The sequence below is a fragment of the Rouxiella silvae genome (assembly GCF_002093625.1).
Classification (GTDB): Bacteria; Pseudomonadota; Gammaproteobacteria; order Enterobacterales; family Enterobacteriaceae; genus Rouxiella; species Rouxiella silvae.
In genome coordinates, this window is the sequence record NZ_MRWD01000001.1 from 62,147 (window position 1) to 79,703 (window position 17,557).

Below are 17,557 nucleotides of genomic sequence, written 5' to 3' on the forward strand. Positions count from 1 at the left end.
AAGCCACCGCCAATTGGAATTGATTCCCGTCAAAAAAGGGCATTCTACGCAAACGATATCCTTTTTATTTTCTTCTGTAGAACATGCTGGTCACAGTAAACGCCCACGCAGTGACAGATTTCCCCTTCTTATCCATTTTTGAACTATTAAATCCTAAAATTTAGATTTCCAGTCATAAGCTATCGCCTGCTAATTTAAATCGAAATCTATAAAAATTTGTTAGTTATATAACTACTGGTTATAAGGGGTCGTAATGAAAGTCATATCACTGGCAGGTAGCCCACGTCAGCCGTCACGTTCTTCAGCCTTGCTCGCACTCAGCCACCAGTGGCTCACCGCACGCGGCGTTGAGGTTGTCTCCTACAGCCTTCAGGATTTTTCTGCCGACGATCTGCTGTTTGCCAATTTTAACAGTCCACAGCTAAAAGAGCTTATTGCTCAATTGGATACCGCAGATGGATTGCTGATCGCGACGCCAGTCTATAAAGCCTCCCTTTCGGGTGCGCTAAAGACGTTACTTGACCTGCTTCCCGAGCGCGCGCTCGAACATAAAGTGGTGCTGCCACTCGCCACCGCGGGTTCAACCGGTCACATGTTGGCGATTGACTACGCGTTGAAACCGGTTCTGAACGCCTTGAAGGCGCAAGAAGTGTTACAGGGCGTGTTTGCCGACGACAAATTGATTGGCCAATATCAACACTTCCCGGCGGAGCTGGAAGAAGGTTTGCAAGCACGTCTGGATGACTCGCTTGAAACCTTTATTACCGCGTTGGGACATCGTCACACCCTGGCTATCGCACGGGCAAAACGTCAACACGCTCACGCATAAACGGGAAGACGTTATGAAAATTTTTGGCTTACGTATTATTGCCGCATTGGCGCTGACCTTTGGGCTTGGTAGCATCTTGCCAGCTCAAGCGCAGGAAAAAGATCCGCCTCAGTTTCGCGTTGCCATTCAAAAAGGCTCGGTCGGACTCATATTGGCCAAAAATCATCACCTGTTAGAAAATCGTTTTCCTCATACCAAAATCACTTGGGTAGAATTTCCGGCAGGGCCACAGATCCTTGAGGCCTTGAACGTGGGCAGCATTGATTTCGGTGGTACTGGCGATCTGCCGCCGCTGTTTGCCCAGGCAGCCGGTGCAGACCTGCTTTATGTTGGCTATCAACCTCCTCAGCCTAAGGCCGAAGTGATTCTGGTGCCTGAAAACAGCCCGATAAAAACGGTTGCCGACCTCAAAGGTCACACTGTTGCTTTTCAGAAAGGCTCCAGCTCGAATAATTTCGTCCTGCGCGCTCTGCAACAGGCCAATCTGAAATTTACCGATATCAAACCCATTAATCTCGCGCCCTCCGATGCGCTGGCGGCTTTCCAACAGCACGACGTCGACGCTTGGGCGATTTGGGACCCTTACTATTCTGCCGCCTTTAATCAGGGAGGCGTGCGCGTGCTCATCGACGGCACCACGCTCAATCAGACTGGCTCTTTCTATTTAGCACCCAAGAAATTTACCGAGACCAACCCGCAGTTTATTTCTGACGTGCTGAAAGTGTTAACTCAAGCCAATGCGCTGGTGAAAACCGAGCCTCAGCAAAGTATTCAACTGCTGGCGAAATCTACCGGCCTGCCGGAAAAAGTTATCGCCACCTATTTCTCGCATTTACCCGATGAGCCGATTACGCCAGTCAATGCGTACACCGAAAAACTCCAGCAGGCGACGGCAGATTTGTTCTATCAAAACCACCTGCTACCCAAGCCGGTGGTTATCAAGGACCGCATCTGGCATGCCCCTGCACTGGCGCAATGATCGGCTTTGACACACGTTAATTAACCCGAATTGCTAGCTCACCGTCCGCGGTGAAAGAAAAAGGAATATCACATGAGTCTGAACGTATTTTGGTTTTTACCTACTCACGGTGACGGTCATTATCTCGGCACCAATGAAGGTGCCAGGGCTGTCGATCATGGCTATTTGACACAGATTGCGCAGGCGGTGGATCGCCTCGGCTTTGGTGGCGTGCTGATCCCGACCGGTCGTTCATGTGAAGATTCCTGGCTGGTCGCAGCGTCGTTGATTCCGGCAACCCAGAAACTGAAGTTTTTGGTAGCACTGCGTCCAGGCATAATTTCGCCTACGCTGGCGGCGCGTCAGGCGGCCACGTTGGACAGGCTGTCCAACGGGCGAGCCCTGTTTAATTTGGTCACCGGCGGTGACCCGGAAGAGTTAGCGGCCGAAGGGTTGTTCTTAAACCATGAAGAACGCTATGAGGCCGCAGCCGAATTTACCCATATTTGGCGCAGAGTGCTTGAAGGTGAAACCGTGACCTTCGAAGGCAAACACATCAGTGTGAAAGGCGCGAGCCTGCTGCATCCGTCGGTGCAAACCCCTCGCCCACCGCTCTATTTTGGCGGCTCGTCCGAGGCGGCGCAGGAACTCGCGGGTGAACAGGTGGAACTTTATCTAACTTGGGGTGAGCCGCTGGCGCAGGTCAAAGAAAAAATTGAGCAGGTGCGTGCCCAAGCGGCTAAACATGGCCGTACAGTAAGATTCGGTATTCGCCTGCACGTGATTGTACGCGAAACCACGGAGGAAGCCTGGAAAGCGGCCGACCGTTTGATAGCCAATCTCGACGATGAAACGATTGCCAAGGCACAGGCCAAGTTCGCCAAAACCGACTCGGTTGGGCAGCACCGCATGGCGGCGTTGCACGGCGGTAATCGCGACAAACTGGAAATAGCCCCTAACCTGTGGGCGGGCGTTGGCCTGGTGCGTGGCGGAGCGGGTACGGCACTGGTCGGTGACGGTCCAACCGTGGCGGCAAGAATGCAGGAATACGCTGACCTGGGTATTGATACCTTTGTGCTGTCAGGTTATCCGCATTTGGAAGAAGCCTATCGCGTCGGGGAACTGCTGTTCCCTCATCTCGATTTAGCCACTGAGGACGACGTTAACGCCCCGACACGGCGCGCCATTCAGGCGCACGGCGAGCTGGTCGCCCACGACTTCGCACCTCAGCGCGTATCAGAAAGTTGAGGACCACAGTATGAGCACCAAAACTGAGCGCTGGTTAGACAGAATTAGCCCGTGGGTGTTGCCGGTAGTGTTACTCGCCGCTTGGCAGCTGGCGGTGGAAGCTGGCTGGCTTTCAAACCGCATTCTGCCCGCCCCGAGCGCCGTGGTAGAGGCATTTTGGACGCTGGCAAAATCCGGCGATCTGTGGCAAAACCTGAAAATCAGCACCTTTAGAGCGTTAACCGGCTTTGTTATTGGCGGCAGTATAGGACTGCTGCTCGGCTTTATCACTGGGCTTTCCCGCTGGGGCGAGCGCCTGCTGGACAGTTCGATGCAGATGCTGCGTAACATCCCGCATCTTGCGCTGATCCCATTGGTCATTTTGTGGTTTGGTATTGATGAGTCCGCCAAGATTTTTCTGGTGGCGCTGGGTACGCTTTTCCCGATTTATCTCAACACCTATCATGGCATTCGCAATATTGACCGCGGTCTGCTGGAAATGTCGCGCAGCTACGGACTTTCCGGATTCCCGCTGTTTATTCAGGTCGTGCTGCCCGGCGCACTGCCGTCAATTATGGTTGGCGTGCGCTTCGCCCTCGGCTTTATGTGGCTGACGCTTATCGTAGCAGAAACGATTTCTGCCAACTCCGGCATCGGTTATCTGGCGATGAATGCCCGCGAATTCTTGCAGACAGACGTCGTCGTGGTGGCGATTGTGCTTTACGCCATTCTTGGCAAACTGGCCGACATGCTGGCACGAGCGCTAGAAAGCGTTTGGCTGCGCTGGCATCCCGCCTACCAGAAGAAACAAGGAGAGGAAGCATGAGTGAACCCACACGTATTCCTCAAGGCACGCCGGTCACACTGGCAGGCATTGTCAAAAATTACGGTAACCGTGCCGTCTTAAAAGATATTAATCTTCGCATCTCACCTGGGCAGTTTGTCGCGGTAGTCGGGCGCAGCGGCTGCGGCAAAAGCACGCTTCTGCGACTGCTGGCAGGTTTAGAAAAAACCACCCGCGGCGAACTGCTCAGCGGCAGCGCTCCGCTGGGCAACGTTCAGGATGATACCCGCCTGATGTTTCAGGATGACCGCCTGCTGCCGTGGAAAAAGGTTATCGATAACGTCGGTCTTGGCCTAAAAGGGAATTGGCGACCCGCGGCTCAGTCGGCGCTTGAAGAAGTCGGCCTGGCCGATCGCGCCAACGAATGGCCCGCCGCGCTATCCGGTGGCCAAAAGCAGCGCGTTGCTTTGGCTCGCGCGTTGGTGCATCGTCCTCGGCTGCTGCTGCTCGACGAACCGTTGGGCGCACTTGACGCGTTGACCCGCATTGAAATGCAAAGTCTGATTGAGCGCCTGTGGCAACAGCACGGCTTTACCGTACTGCTCGTGACACACGATGTCAGCGAAGCCGTTACCGTTGCCGACCGTGTCATTCTTATCGAACAAGGCGAGGTCGGGCTGGATCTGCTGGTTGATTTACCGCGTCCGCGCCGCCGAGGTTCCGTGCGGCTTGCGGAGCTGGAAGAACAGGTATTAGACCGCGTGTTGCGCCCACAGTTGCCCAATACCGAGGCCAAGCTGGCACAGCGTTAACTCTTTTCATGATCCATAAAAAAGGGCAACATTCCTGTCGCCCTTTCGCTTTTACCCCTTCAACCAATCAATCAGGCATCCAGCGCCTTGGTGATTTTCTCGTACAAGTCACCAGAAAGATTTTCCAGACCTTTTAACTGCTGCAACGCCTGGCGCATCAATGCCTGACGGCCTGCGTCGTAACGTTTGAGGCGGATCAGCGGCTCAATCATGCGTGCTGCAACCTGCGGGTTACGGGTATTAAGATCAGTCAGCATTTCGACCAAGAAGGCATAACCGCTGCCGTCTGTCGCGTGGAAAGCCGCTGGATTACCCTGAGCAAATGCGCCAATCAGCGAGCGAATGCGGTTCGGGTTACCCATGGTGAACGAACGGTGCGTCAACAGACTGCGAACCTGCGCCAACACGTCGGCGGCGGGGCTGGTGGCCTGCAGGATGAACCATTTGTCCATCACCAAGCCATCTTTGTGCCAGCGATCGTCGTAGGCAGCCAGCAAAGCATCGCGGCACCGCAGATTTGCCGCGACTGCCGCTGACATCGCCGCCAGAGAATCGGTCATATTATCAGCCTGTTCAAACTGCGTGCTGACCAGCTTGTCGGCCTGTGCCGCATCGGCGAATGCCAAATAACGCAGACACACGTTGCGCAGTGCGCGTTTACCAATGTCGGCATGCTCAACGCGATAAGTCGGCAGCGTATTGGCATGATAAACCGCCAGGAACTCATCGGTCATTTCAGTGGCCAGGCAGCGGGTAATAGACTCATGCACCGCGCTAATGGCTTCTGGATCAATAATACTAAACAATTCAGCGATTTCGTTTTCTGATGGCAGAGTCAGGATCTGCGCGGCCAGTGCGGGATCGATATTTTCATCCAACAGCACGGCGCGGAAAGCATCGGCCACGTGCAGCGGCAAAGACAGTGGCTGTTTCTGCTGATGACGCGCCACATTCAGCCTGATATAAATGGCCAGTAGACTCTGCGCCGAATCCCAGCGAGAAAAATCGTTGCTGGCATGTTTCATCAAGAAAGTCAGTTGATGATCGCCATACTTGTAGTCCAGCTTAACCGGCGCAGAAAACTCGCGTAATAAAGAAGGGATAGGCTGATAAGCAACGTCTTCAAAAACAAAGGTTTGCTCCGCTTCAGTCACGTTCAACACATTACTGACCTTCTGACCGCCCTGCTTAAGCTCGATAACGCCACCCTGCGAGTCGTAAAGTTCGATATCCAGCGGGATGTGCAGCGGCAGCTTTTCAGTCTGATCCGGGGTTGCTGGCGTTTTCTGGCTCACAGTTAAGGTATAGGTCTGCTTCTCAACGTCATAGTCATCACGCACGGTCAAAATCGGCGTACCAGACTGGCTGTACCAGCGGCGGAACAGCGATAAATCGACGTTGGATGCGTCTTCCATCGCCTGCACGAAGTCATCGCAGGTTGCTGCACTGCCGTCATGACGCTCGAAGTAAAGCGCAACACCGGCCTGGAACTGTTGCTCGCCTAACAAAGTGTGCAGCATACGGATCACTTCCGACCCTTTCTCATACACTGTCAGCGTGTAGAAGTTATTCATTTCAATAACTTTTTCGGGACGGATCGGGTGCGCCATCGGGCTGGCATCTTCGGCGAACTGCGCGCCGCGCATCACGCGAACGTTGTCGATACGATTCACAGAGCGGGAACCCAGGTCGGAGCTGAACTCCTGGTCGCGGAACACGGTAAGGCCTTCTTTCAAGCTCAGTTGGAACCAGTCGCGACAGGTCACGCGGTTGCCGGTCCAGTTGTGGAAATATTCGTGTCCTATTACGGCTTCAATGCCGAGATAGTCTTTATCGGTGGCGGTTTCCGCCTTGGCCAACACGTATTTAGAGTTGAAAACGTTGAGGCCTTTATTCTCCATTGCACCCATGTTAAAGAAATCAACGGCAACAATCATAAAGATATCAAGGTCATATTCTAGATTGAAACGCGTTTCGTCCCACTTCATTGACTGCTTCAGTGACTCCATCGCCCAGTCGGCGCGGTCAAGATTGCCGCGATCGACGAAAATCTCCAGCGCGATATCACGCCCAGAGCGAGTAATAAAGTTGTCACGCAGCACGTCAAAGTCACCGGCTACAACGGCAAACAGGTAGCAAGGTTTTGGGAACGGATCTTGCCATTTAATCCAGTGGCGACCGCCTTCCAATTCGCCACCGTCAACGCGGTTGCCATTGGAGAGCAAGTAAGGATAAAGCGCTTTGTCGGCTACGATGCGAGTGGTAAATCGCGCCAGAACGTCTGGACGATCCAGATAATAGGTAATATGACGGAAACCTTCCGCTTCACACTGGGTACACAGCGCCTCACCCGACAGGTACAACCCCTCAAGAGCCGTATTTTTGGCCGGATGGATTTCGTTAACAATTTTCAGCTCAAAGGCTTCTGGCACACCCTTAATCACCAGCGTGCCTTCACGCAGCTGATAGTTTGGCCAGTCCTGACCGTTAATTTTCAGGCTAATCAGCGTCAGGTCTTCGCCGTTTAACACCAGCTCAGCGCCTTCTGCACCCAGGCGTTTGACTTGACTGACGGCGGTGACCACGGTGGTCTGCGCATCGAGGTCGAAATCCAAATCAATATCAGTAATGGTGTAATCCGGGGCGCGGTAGTCGTGACGATATTTTACCTGCGGATGTTCTGATGCGTCGGTCTGTTGTTCCGTTTGCAGCTGGTCAGTCATAAAAGAACCTTTTGGCGTTTTCATTGGGATACGCGTGACGCGGTTAGAATAAACTTTATCACAGAAGGCGAAAATTCCCAGATTGTTGCCGGGATGTTGGCGACGACCGTCGAGCTTTTAGGCAAAGCGGTCAGCGTGGTCTCGCAAAGATAAAAAATAATCAGGCCAATCATTCACTTTTTTTTAACTTTTTTGTGCTATTCCCATTAACACCGCCACTAAATTATTTCGCCGGTCGTCAATTCATTGCGCAGGAGCCGAGCGCCGTATCACAGCCTCAAAACTGTGATCAACTCTCTGTATTTAATGAAATTAAAATGAAAGACATTAATTTTTAACGGGTTATTCTTTTGTTAAGACTTATCGGAAAGCGGTGTTTAATATCCTTAACAAGGCACAAATGGCCCTCGACCTGGCGCGGTGAATTGTGCTGAGATGAGGGTTCATTGGCTTGATAATGCGGTATACTTCCCGAACTTTGCCGATTTTACTCAGGTTATAAACAAATTTAATATTCGAAGTAGAAGGGGCCACGGCAAGGCAGTAAGCGAGTGAATTTCAATGCGCTGAAACAGATCAGTGATTTGGATGAACGAACGCAGATAATGCCGCTGTGGTTTCAAGTACTAAGAATATAGCCTGTTGCTGACGAGGATGTTGCGCGTATGACTTCATTCGCCTCCCCGATTTTGACTTCATTGTTAGATACCGATGCCTATAAGCTCCACATGCAGCAGGCGGTCTATCATCGTTATGCTACGAGTCGCGTCGTTGCCGAGTTCCGTTGCCGTGGTGACGAGCTGCTGGGCGAATACGCCGAAGAGATATATGACCAGGTTCAACTGATGAGTAAACTGGCGCTGACCGAGGAAGAGTTCAGCTATCTTTCCGGCCTGCCATTCTTCAGTCAGGACTATTTGCAGTGGCTGCGTTCATTCCGCTACAACCCTGAACACGTTGAGGTATCTAACCGCAGCGGGCATTTGCATATTCGCATCTCAGGCCCGTGGCGCGAGGTTATCATGTGGGAAGTGCCACTACTGGCGGTGATCAGTGAGGTGGTTCACAAGCATCGCTCCCCAGATGTTACGCCCGAAATGGCGGTTGAACAGCTGCGCAAAAATCTGCAAAAATTCAGGCAAGATTCTGCCGACGTTGATATCTCGGCCTTTAAACTAATGGACTTCGGCACGCGCCGCCGCTTTTCTGGCGCCGTTCAGCGGGCGATTGTTAGCACCTTAAAAGAAGAGTTCCCTTATCTGGTGGGCACCAGCAACTACGATTTAGCGCACAAGCTGCAGCTCAGTCCCGTTGGCACCCAAGCACATGAGTGGTTCCAGGCACATCAGCAACTGAGTCCGGTGCTGGCCAACAGTCAGCGCGCCGCCTTGCAAGCGTGGCTGGATGAATATCCTGACCAGTTAGGGATTGCTCTGACCGACTGCATTACCATGGACGCTTTCCTGCGCGACTTTGGTTCGAAGTTTGCCAATGCTTATCAGGGTCTGCGCCATGACTCGGGCGATCCGTTTGAATGGGGCGAGAAAGCCGTCGCTCATTACCAGAAATTAGGCATCGACCCGATGACTAAAACGTTAGTCTTCTCGGACAATCTGGACTTGGATAAGGCTCTTGACCTTTATCGCCGCTTCCACCAGCGTGTTAAATTGGTGTTTGGTATCGGCACCCGTTTAACCTGCAATATTCCCGGCGTAAAACCGCTGAATATTGTCATCAAACTGGTGCAGTGCAACGGAAAGCCGGTGGCCAAACTTTCAGATAGCCCAGGCAAAACAATTTGTCAGGACAAGGCCTTCGTTAAGGCTCTGCGCAAAGCTTTTGATTTACCCCTGGTGAAGAAAGCGTCTTAGTTCTGCGTCGCGACTCCCCCATTCCCCTTTCCTCCGCTGAAAAAGCCGAGGAAAGGGGAAACATCTCTTCAGAAACATCTCTTCTCACAGAGCTAAATTCTTCTTTATCTCTTTCAGGCTAGCGCCGTTACATCTTGTTCTTATTTTTTCTTCTTTATATAGAGGAATAGAGAGGAAGCGAAATAAGCTATTTTTTCACCACTTCCCCCCTCATTACTTTACTACCGTTTAAAGATAGGGCCGCTACAGCATAAATGTTGCGTTCCGGCGGCGATTTCTTCTTGTGTCCTGAAAAAGGCTAAGTAACATAGCAAAACCCTTTTTTATAAAGGTGTGGCTTTCCAAGCAGGTTTTTAATACGAATTTAAAACCATCGGTATCATCAGAACTATTTTAAGAGAGAAATCTATGAGCGTTGTGCCTGTAGTCGACGTACTGCAAGGCCGTGCTGCGGTTGACAGTGAAGTCACCGTACGCGGTTGGGTGCGTACCCGGAGAGATTCAAAAGCTGGCATCTCCTTCGTCGCCGTTTATGACGGCTCCTGCTTTAATCCGTTACAGGCCGTCGTTAATAATTCTTTGCCTAATTATCAGGACGAAGTGTTGCGCCTGACGACCGGTTGTTCCGTCGAAGTCACTGGCATTGTAGTCGCCTCTCCGGGCGAGGGTCAGAGTTTTGAACTACAGGCCACGGCAATCAAAGTGGTTGGCTGGGTGGATGATCCAGATACGTATCCGATGGCGGCAAAACGTCACAGCATTGAATACCTGCGCGAAGTTGCCCACCTGCGTCCGCGTACCAACCTGATTGGCGCCGTAGCCCGTGTGCGTAACACCCTTTCACAGGCCATTCACCGCTTTTATCATGAAAACGGCTATTTCTGGGTTTCAACGCCACTTATTACCGCCTCCGATACCGAAGGCGCCGGCGAGATGTTCCGTGTTTCAACACTGGACATGCAAAACCTGCCGCGTACTGACAAAGGCGAGATCGACTACAGCGAAGACTTCTTCGGTAAAGAGGCCTTCCTGACCGTATCCGGCCAGCTTAACGGCGAAACCTACGCCTGTGCGTTATCTAAAGTTTACACTTTCGGCCCCACTTTCCGCGCCGAGAACTCCAACACCAGCCGCCACCTGGCAGAATTCTGGATGGTGGAACCTGAAGTTGCCTTTGCAACCCTTGACGATATCGCTGCACTGGCTGAACGCATGCTGAAGTATGTTTTCCAAGCCGTTTTGGACGAACGAGCGGACGATATGGCATTTTTCCAGGAGCGCGTAGACAAAGATGCTGTTTCACGCCTTGAGCGTTTTGTAACGTCCGATTTCGCACAGGTCGACTATACCGATGCGGTTAATATCCTCATTGCGTCAGGTCAGAAGTTCGAAAATGAAGTGTCGTGGGGCGTCGATCTCTCTTCTGAGCACGAACGTTACCTGGCTGAGCAGCATTTTAAAGCCCCAGTGGTAGTGAAAAACTACCCTAAAGATATCAAGGCTTTCTACATGCGCATGAACGACGATGGCAAAACGGTAGCCGCAATGGACGTTCTTGCACCTGGTATTGGCGAGATTATCGGCGGTTCTCAGCGTGAAGAGCGCCTGGATGTGCTGGATGCACGTCTTGAAGAGATGGGTTTGAATAAAGAAGACTACTGGTGGTATCGCGATCTCCGTCGCTACGGCACTGTTCCACACTCGGGTTTCGGTTTGGGCTTTGAGCGTTTAGTGGCTTATGTCACCGGTGTGCAAAACGTACGTGATGTTATTCCATTCCCACGTACTCCACGCAATGCAACCTTCTAATTAATTAAGAGTTATTAATTTAACATCTTTAGATACAAATCTAAGGCCAGCGATGCTGGCCTTAGCTATTTTTAAACCTAGATCCCTGTCACAAAGTTCCGTAAATTTAATATTTTGTAACACATTCTTTCTCGCTGAAACAAGTTTAGGCGTTTAGTAGCATTTTCGATGTAGATTAAGCGCACCCTCAATGGAACACTGCGTTCAGACACAGGAGACACCAAACTATCAACAATAGTTCCGTAAATTATTGTAGGCAGTGGCAAGGTGTCCAAATAACACCAATGAGGGTAATAATAAATGATGAAGCGCAACATTCTCGCAGTGGTAATCCCAGCCTTGTTAGCTGCTGGCGCAGCAAACGCAGCCGAAATCTATAATAAAGACGGCAACAAGCTGGATCTGTACGGAAAAGTAGACGGTCTGCATTACTTCTCTAAAGACGACGGTAGCGATGGCGACCAGTCTTACGTTCGTTTCGGCTTCAAAGGCGAAACCAAGATCAATGACAACATCACCGGTTACGGCCAGTGGGAATACAACATTCAGGCTAACAACTCAGAAGGTGCTGACGCGCAAAGCGGCAACAAAACCCGTCTGGGCTTCGCAGGTCTGAAATTTAATGAATACGGTTCATTCGACTACGGTCGTAACTACGGCCTGATGTATGACACTATCGGCTGGACCGATATGATGCCAGAATACGGCGGCGACTCTGGTTACTCAGACGGTTACCTGTCTGGTCGTTCTACCGGCGTAGCAACTTACCGTAACACCAACTTCTTTGGCCTGGTTGACGGATGGGACTTCGCCGTTCAGTACCAGGGCAAAAACGACCGCGACAACGGTGATATCCTGCGCGGTAACGGCGACGGTTATGCGCTGTCAACGTCTTACACCTCTTCTATCGGTCTGGGCATCGTAGCCTCTATGGCGCAGTCTAACCGTACCGACGGCCAGAAAGCGCTGACTTACGGCAACGACAAAAACAAAGCACGCAGCTGGGGTACCGCGATTAAGTATGATGCTAATAACATCTACATCGCTGCTCTCTACACCGAAACGCGTGACGCAACTCGCATCACCAACTCGAATCTGACTACTGATAACGATGGTTTCGCTAACAAAGCGGTGACCACTGAAATGATCGCACAGTACCAGTTCGACTTCGGTCTGCGTCCGTCTATCGCCTACGTTCAGTCTAAAGGCAAAGACATCGAAGGTATCGGCGATGCTGACCTGTACAAATACTATGAAGTGGGCGCAACTTACTACTTCAACAAAAACATGTCTACCTATGTTGACTACAAAATCAACCGCCTGAGCGACAGCAACCCACTGGGTCTGCCGACAGACGACGTTGTTGCACTGGGTCTGGTATACCAGTTCTAATTTAGCCTAAGCCTCGCGCCTTCGGGTGCAACGCAAGTCTAAAAATCAGGCAGAGCTTTAGCTCTGCCTTTTTTTATCCCTCGATTTTAATTCGGCTTCATCCTCCTTTAATTCTCAAAGATCTCTCAGATTCTCTCTCTTCTTTCATCAGAAAAATTAATGCTGAAGGCTCGCTCACAACTCTGCTTTCTTTTTGCCGCAAACGGTTGGCAAAGGTCAAATCTGGCGGTAACCTAAATGCCTCATTCTGCTAGTTACTGGTCATGGAAGTATCCACATGTTTGAAAAAATCACTGCTGCACCCGCCGATCCGATCCTTGGTCTTACCGATCTTTTCCGCGCTGACGATCGTCAGGACAAAATCAACCTGGGTATTGGCGTCTATAAGGACGAAACAGGTAAGACGCCGGTGCTCGCCAGTGTTAAAAAGGCCGAGCAGTTCTTGCTGGAAAATGAAACCACTAAAACCTATCTGAGCATTGATGGTTTGCCCGATTTCGCACACTGCACGCAAGAGCTGCTGTTTGGCGCAGACAGCGCAATCATCAGTGAGAAACGTGCACGTACTGCGCAAACCCCAGGGGGTACTGGCGCGCTGCGTATCGCGGCCGATTTTGTGGCAACAGAAACCGATGCAAAACGCGTTTGGGTGAGTAATCCAAGCTGGCCAAACCACGTCGGTGTGTTTTCATCCGCAGGCCTGGAAGTAGCAGAATACAATTATTACGATGCAGAAAAACACGCGCTGGACTTTGACGGCATGCTCAAAAGCCTGAGCGATGCCAAGGCCGGTGACATCGTGCTGTTCCACGGCTGCTGTCATAACCCGACCGGCATCGACCCGACTATCGCGCAGTGGCAACAGCTGGCAGAACTTTCCGTCACCAAGGGCTGGTTACCGCTGTTTGACTTCGCGTATCAGGGCTTCGCTAAAGGTCTGGAAGAAGACGCACAGGGCCTGCGTATCTTCGCTTCACTGCATAAAGAGTTACTGGTTGCCAGTTCGTACTCTAAAAACTTTGGCCTTTACAACGAGCGCGTAGGTGCCTTTACCTTGGTTACCGCTGACGCCGAAACCGCCGACCGCGCATTCAGTCAGGTCAAGTCGGTTATCCGTACCAACTACTCCAATCCACCGGCACACGGCGCGGCAGTCGTTGCCACTATTCTGGGCAATCCAGAATTGCGCGCACAGTGGGAGCAGGAGCTGAGCGATATGCGTCAGCGCATTCACCGTATGCGTCAACTGTTCGTGACTACGTTGCAGGAAAAAGGTGCCAAGCAGGATTTCAGCTTTATTATTCAACAGAATGGCATGTTCTCATTTAGCGGACTGAATAAAGATCAGGTGTTACGTTTGCGCTCAGAGTTTGGCGTTTATGCGGTAAACTCAGGCCGTATCAACGTGGCGGGTATTACGCTCGATAACATGGCGCCGCTGTGCGAAGCCATTGTCGCGGTACTGTAATTCTCTGAATTATGGGTAATAAAAAAGCCAGCCGGAATACTTCGCGCTGGCTTTTTTAATGCATAGACGCTTACCAGATAGGTTGTTCGTCTTGCAGGAAGGGATTGGTTTTTCTTTCGTGGCCTAAATTGGACATTGGGCCATGGCCCGGCAGGAAGACAATATCGTCACCCAGTGGCAAAAGTTTGGTCTTGATCGAATGGATCAAATCTTCATGGCTTCCACGCGGGAAATCACTGCGCCCTACTCCGCCTTTAAAAATCACATCACCGGATACCGCAAATCTTGCCGCATCGTTAATGAAGACGATATGTCCAGGCGTGTGTCCCGGGCACTCAAGCACTGAAAGACTCTCTTCACCAACCTTGACCACATCGCCTTCCGCCAACCATGTGTCTGGGGTAAAAGCGGCGCAGTGTTCCAGACCAAACCTGCGCGCCTGTTCCGGCAAACCGTCGAGCAGGAAGGCGTCTTCCTTATGCGGACCAATAATGGGTACCTGATAATGTGCAGCAACGTCGGCTGCGGCACCGACGTGGTCGAGATGTCCATGCGTGAGCAAAACCTGAGTAATGTTTACGCCCAGAGCAGCAACCTCAGCTTTGATCTTCTCGGCATCACCACCGGGATCGACAACGGCGGCCTGATTGGTTTTAGGACAATAAATAACTGAGCAGTTCTGGCTGAATGCCGTTACCGGAATGATGTGATATTTCATGTATGCTCCACACATACCCCTGGCTCTTAAACGCAAAGCAAGTCCCAGAGGTATGATTTTTTCCTGATTTTCGCACACCGTCAGGACCAGGTTCGGTTCGGTCCCGTATCGATGTGCACAAAGTCACTTCGTGGATAATATCCTACACCACCCATCCGCATTTTTAACGCCGCTTTACGGATATTCGCCAAATCAACGCCCTGGATGTGGAAATCCATGGCTTTACCCAATGTGTGATAACTGTGTTTTGCGACGCCGCTGCCAGGTTTGCGCATGCTGTTGTTGGTCGCTAATGTACGGTAGCCCGAAATCAGCTGAACCGGTTTATTGGTTCCCAGCATGATCTGCAGACGATAGAGGTGGTCGAAAAGTTGCGGGTCGATTTTGGTCACCTGGCCGCCAGCACGATAATCGCGGAACAAATGATTCAATCGCGCCAACTCATCCCTGTTGTACTTCTTACCATCAAAAAACTCGGTTTTGAGGGTTTCACCAGTGTGGAGGTTGTTAATCACCAAAACCCGAGGTCTTGGTGTTGAAAGCGTTGCAAATGCCTTGCCAGGAAGCAGCGCAACGCCCATAGCCGCACCGCCAAGTGCAAGCCATTTACGTCGATATTTGTCTATTTGGTCCATTTAAAGTCAATTACCTGATAGCTATATCTAAAAGAAGGTGAGAAAAAGGGGCCATAATTTGACCCCTCGCAACCATAACCGCCTTGATAAAGTGAGTCAACCGGGTGAATACCCTATAATGCGGGCCTGCTCCGGGGTGGTGACACTTTATGAGTCAGTCTTTCAGACACTTATCAGGTTAAAATTACTGCACTTATTACAACAGTTTTTCGGCCTGTGACAATATTTGTGCGCCAGATCTCACTGTTGAATCATAATTGTAAATATCTGTTCTAAACTGCGGCTTACCGTCTTCAGCAACCCAAGCGGTTAAATAGAACAATTTAACTGGTATACGATGGCGGATTGGTACAAACGTCGTGCTACCGCCCTGAACCGTTGAAGAGATGCGCGCATCGTTCCAGCCGGTATCCTGTAGCAGCATGTTTGCCAACTCGGAGGCTTTGTTAACCCTCACGCAGCCCGAACTCAACGCACGCGAGTCTCGTTGGAACAGATTATGGTTGGGCGTATCGTGAAGATAAATCGCATCCGAACTCGGCATGTTGAACTTGTAACGGCCCAGCGCACTCATCGATCCCGCCTGCTGACGCACACGATACGGGAAGTGATCTGGAGACACCATGCTCCAGTTGATGGTTGAAGGATCAATCACTTCCGCGTCATTGCTCCAGCCCGAAAGCAGAGTAAAACCGTGCTTTTGCAAATAACCGGGGTCACGTATCACTTTGGGTACAATATCTTGGCGCACCAGCGTAGTCGGCACGTTCCAGGGTGGATTAAGCACTACGTTACTGAGCACGCTGCTCATTAACGGCGTTTTGCGGCTTGGACGACCAACGATAACGCGTGATGAGAGGACTTCATTGCCGTTGAGATAATACTTCAAAGAATAGTTGGGAATGTTCACCATAATTCCGTTAGTGACGTCACCCGGCAGAATGCGCAAACGCTGTATGTTCAACGCCAGCAGCGTTGCTCTGAGGCGCGGTGAAGCATTTAACCACTGACGCGTGCCCGGGCCAATGATTCCATCAGCCTCTATTCCCTGCCATTTTTGAAAACGTTTAACGGCTTCAACCAAATCCGGCGAATACTGATTATCCGACACCGCAACGGCCGCTGTCGCAGCAGTCTGCGTACCGGCGGGCTGAGTTGAATCTGGCGTTGGTGTCGGCAACACGTCTTGTACCGACGTAGCGGAAGGGCTCACGGCAGGCGACGGCTTTTGGGTCTTTTCAGCCGTTTCATCTACCGAAAAATCTTCAACATTATTGCTGGTGGTATTTTGTGCAATCGTTTCAGCCGTCGGCTTCGGGGTAGAGGTATCCGTTACGTCAATCATTGTCTGACTGCGTTCGAGGATCTGGCGCAGCGCCGGTACGTCATTACTGATTTGCCCAGGGCGTAGACTGACCAGGCTGGTCATTTGCGGCCACGTCCGTGAATCTGCCAACAGAGTTCTTAGCGCAGCATGCATTTTCTTATACTGCGGATGCTGAGGCTCCAGCGTCGTGACATAGTGCGCCGTGGTACCGTGGCGCACGGCAAGCTGCCACTGATTGATCACTGTCAGCGGCGGTGTGGCCATTTTGTAAGGCGTATTGCTGTACAGCCAATTGCTGCCGTTAACTTCGACACCGCTGGTAAATTGCAGATAACCGAGCATCGCATCGGACAGCACCACATCGCGCGCCATGCCTTTAATGCTGGGATCGGTTAGCCATCTAACCCACTGGGTAAATTGCGGCTGCACCCCAGAAATAGCCAGTTCGGCCAACTGCTGCTGGAATTGATGAATCGCATCGCGGTCTTGCCACATCGGCTGCATGTGATTCGCGGCGTAAAGAGAAGACAAAGTAGAGAGGTAAAGCGGCTTCACGCCAACGGGAAGCTCGGCCTGCAGGTGGTTCAGGCTCTGTACGCTAGAAAGCGTGGTGGTTTTAACCGGCATAGTCGGCATCGCCGCATAGCTCTGGGTTAATGGGGCGATACTGGCCGCCAACAAACTGCTGGCCATCAGCACCCTGAGAGACTCATTACGCTTAAGCATCATTCCCTGCCTCACTTAAATACTATAAAAGCGACATCGCTAAATGACTGCCAGAAACTGCCCGTAGATTAAGTATATAGACAGAATGTTAACTTTGCTCAGGTCGGCAAGATAATTGCCGCCCAAGTCATAACAAGACTTTATGTTACATGCGGCTCGAATTAAAGCATTAGACCGGCGTTTCTGATTTTTCGCCCTGTGAGTGGATGAAAAATCAGCCTATAACAAAAAGCCCTGACTGCTATTATTCAGTCAGGGCTTTCCGTTGGGCAATCAAT

General features: G+C 51.3%; 13 protein-coding genes. 9 read left to right on the forward strand and 4 right to left on the reverse strand.

Annotated elements, in window-relative coordinates:
* The first annotated feature begins 253 nt into the window (after positions 1 to 253).
* The 5 genes from ssuE to ssuB all read left to right on the forward strand — a co-directional run bounded on the left by ssuE (position 254) and on the right by ssuB (position 4,610).
* Entirely contained in the window at positions 254 to 829 is a 576-nt protein-coding gene (ssuE, locus tag BS639_RS00320; protein ID WP_055777996.1) for an NADPH-dependent FMN reductase, read from the forward strand.
* A 13-nt stretch (positions 830 to 842) separates the two neighbouring features.
* On the forward strand, positions 843 to 1,808 hold the full coding sequence (locus tag BS639_RS00325; RefSeq protein WP_084981943.1) for an aliphatic sulfonate ABC transporter substrate-binding protein: 966 nt from the start codon (positions 843 to 845) through the stop codon (positions 1,806 to 1,808).
* A gap of 72 nt (positions 1,809 to 1,880) precedes the next feature.
* The gene (ssuD, locus tag BS639_RS00330) at positions 1,881 to 3,035 is read left to right on the forward strand and encodes an FMNH2-dependent alkanesulfonate monooxygenase (protein WP_084981944.1); all 1,155 of its coding nucleotides are present in this window, start codon (positions 1,881 to 1,883) and stop codon (positions 3,033 to 3,035) included.
* Between the two features lie 10 nt (positions 3,036 to 3,045).
* Positions 3,046 to 3,840, forward strand: coding sequence for an aliphatic sulfonate ABC transporter permease SsuC (ssuC, locus tag BS639_RS00335; protein WP_055777988.1), 795 nt, complete (start codon positions 3,046 to 3,048; stop codon positions 3,838 to 3,840).
* Positions 3,837 to 4,610: an aliphatic sulfonates ABC transporter ATP-binding protein gene (gene ssuB / locus BS639_RS00340; protein ID WP_084981945.1), complete on the forward strand. Its 774-nt coding sequence runs from the start codon at positions 3,837 to 3,839 to the stop codon at positions 4,608 to 4,610. Before ssuC ends, ssuB begins: the two co-directional genes overlap by 4 nt.
* A gap of 71 nt (positions 4,611 to 4,681) precedes the next feature.
* Here the strand turns inward: ssuB and pepN are convergent, their stop codons facing one another.
* Positions 4,682 to 7,333 carry an aminopeptidase N gene (pepN, locus tag BS639_RS00345; protein WP_084981999.1) on the reverse strand — a complete coding sequence of 884 codons (2,652 nt, stop codon included), beginning with the start codon at positions 7,331 to 7,333 and terminating at the stop codon, positions 4,682 to 4,684.
* A 665-nt stretch (positions 7,334 to 7,998) separates the two neighbouring features.
* Between pepN and pncB the strand changes: the two genes are divergently transcribed.
* The 4 genes from pncB to BS639_RS00365 all read left to right on the forward strand — a co-directional run bounded on the left by pncB (position 7,999) and on the right by BS639_RS00365 (position 13,873).
* Positions 7,999 to 9,204: a nicotinate phosphoribosyltransferase gene (gene pncB, locus BS639_RS00350; RefSeq protein WP_084981946.1), complete on the forward strand. Its 1,206-nt coding sequence runs from the start codon at positions 7,999 to 8,001 to the stop codon at positions 9,202 to 9,204.
* A gap of 408 nt (positions 9,205 to 9,612) precedes the next feature.
* Positions 9,613 to 11,013 carry an asparagine--tRNA ligase gene (asnS, locus tag BS639_RS00355; RefSeq protein ID WP_055777980.1) on the forward strand — a complete coding sequence of 467 codons (1,401 nt, stop codon included), beginning with the start codon at positions 9,613 to 9,615 and terminating at the stop codon, positions 11,011 to 11,013.
* A gap of 300 nt (positions 11,014 to 11,313) precedes the next feature.
* Positions 11,314 to 12,405 carry a porin OmpC gene (gene ompC, locus BS639_RS00360; RefSeq protein WP_055777975.1) on the forward strand — a complete coding sequence of 364 codons (1,092 nt, stop codon included), beginning with the start codon at positions 11,314 to 11,316 and terminating at the stop codon, positions 12,403 to 12,405.
* A gap of 277 nt (positions 12,406 to 12,682) precedes the next feature.
* Complete coding sequence (locus BS639_RS00365; RefSeq protein WP_084981947.1) at positions 12,683 to 13,873, forward strand: amino acid aminotransferase; 1,191 nt, start codon at positions 12,683 to 12,685, stop codon at positions 13,871 to 13,873.
* Between the two features lie 70 nt (positions 13,874 to 13,943).
* Here BS639_RS00365 and BS639_RS00370 read toward each other — a convergent pair whose 3' ends face one another.
* The 3 genes from BS639_RS00370 to ldtD form a co-directional block, all read right to left on the reverse strand.
* Positions 13,944 to 14,591: an MBL fold metallo-hydrolase gene (locus BS639_RS00370; RefSeq protein ID WP_055777968.1), complete on the reverse strand. Its 648-nt coding sequence runs from the start codon at positions 14,589 to 14,591 to the stop codon at positions 13,944 to 13,946.
* An 80-nt stretch (positions 14,592 to 14,671) separates the two neighbouring features.
* Positions 14,672 to 15,226: a YcbK family protein gene (locus BS639_RS00375; protein ID WP_055777966.1), complete on the reverse strand. Its 555-nt coding sequence runs from the start codon at positions 15,224 to 15,226 to the stop codon at positions 14,672 to 14,674.
* A 196-nt stretch (positions 15,227 to 15,422) separates the two neighbouring features.
* Positions 15,423 to 17,282 (reverse strand): L,D-transpeptidase, encoded by a 1,860-nt coding sequence (gene ldtD / locus BS639_RS00380; protein ID WP_139804017.1) that lies wholly within the window; start codon positions 17,280 to 17,282, stop codon positions 15,423 to 15,425.
* Positions 17,283 to 17,557 lie beyond the last annotated feature (275 nt).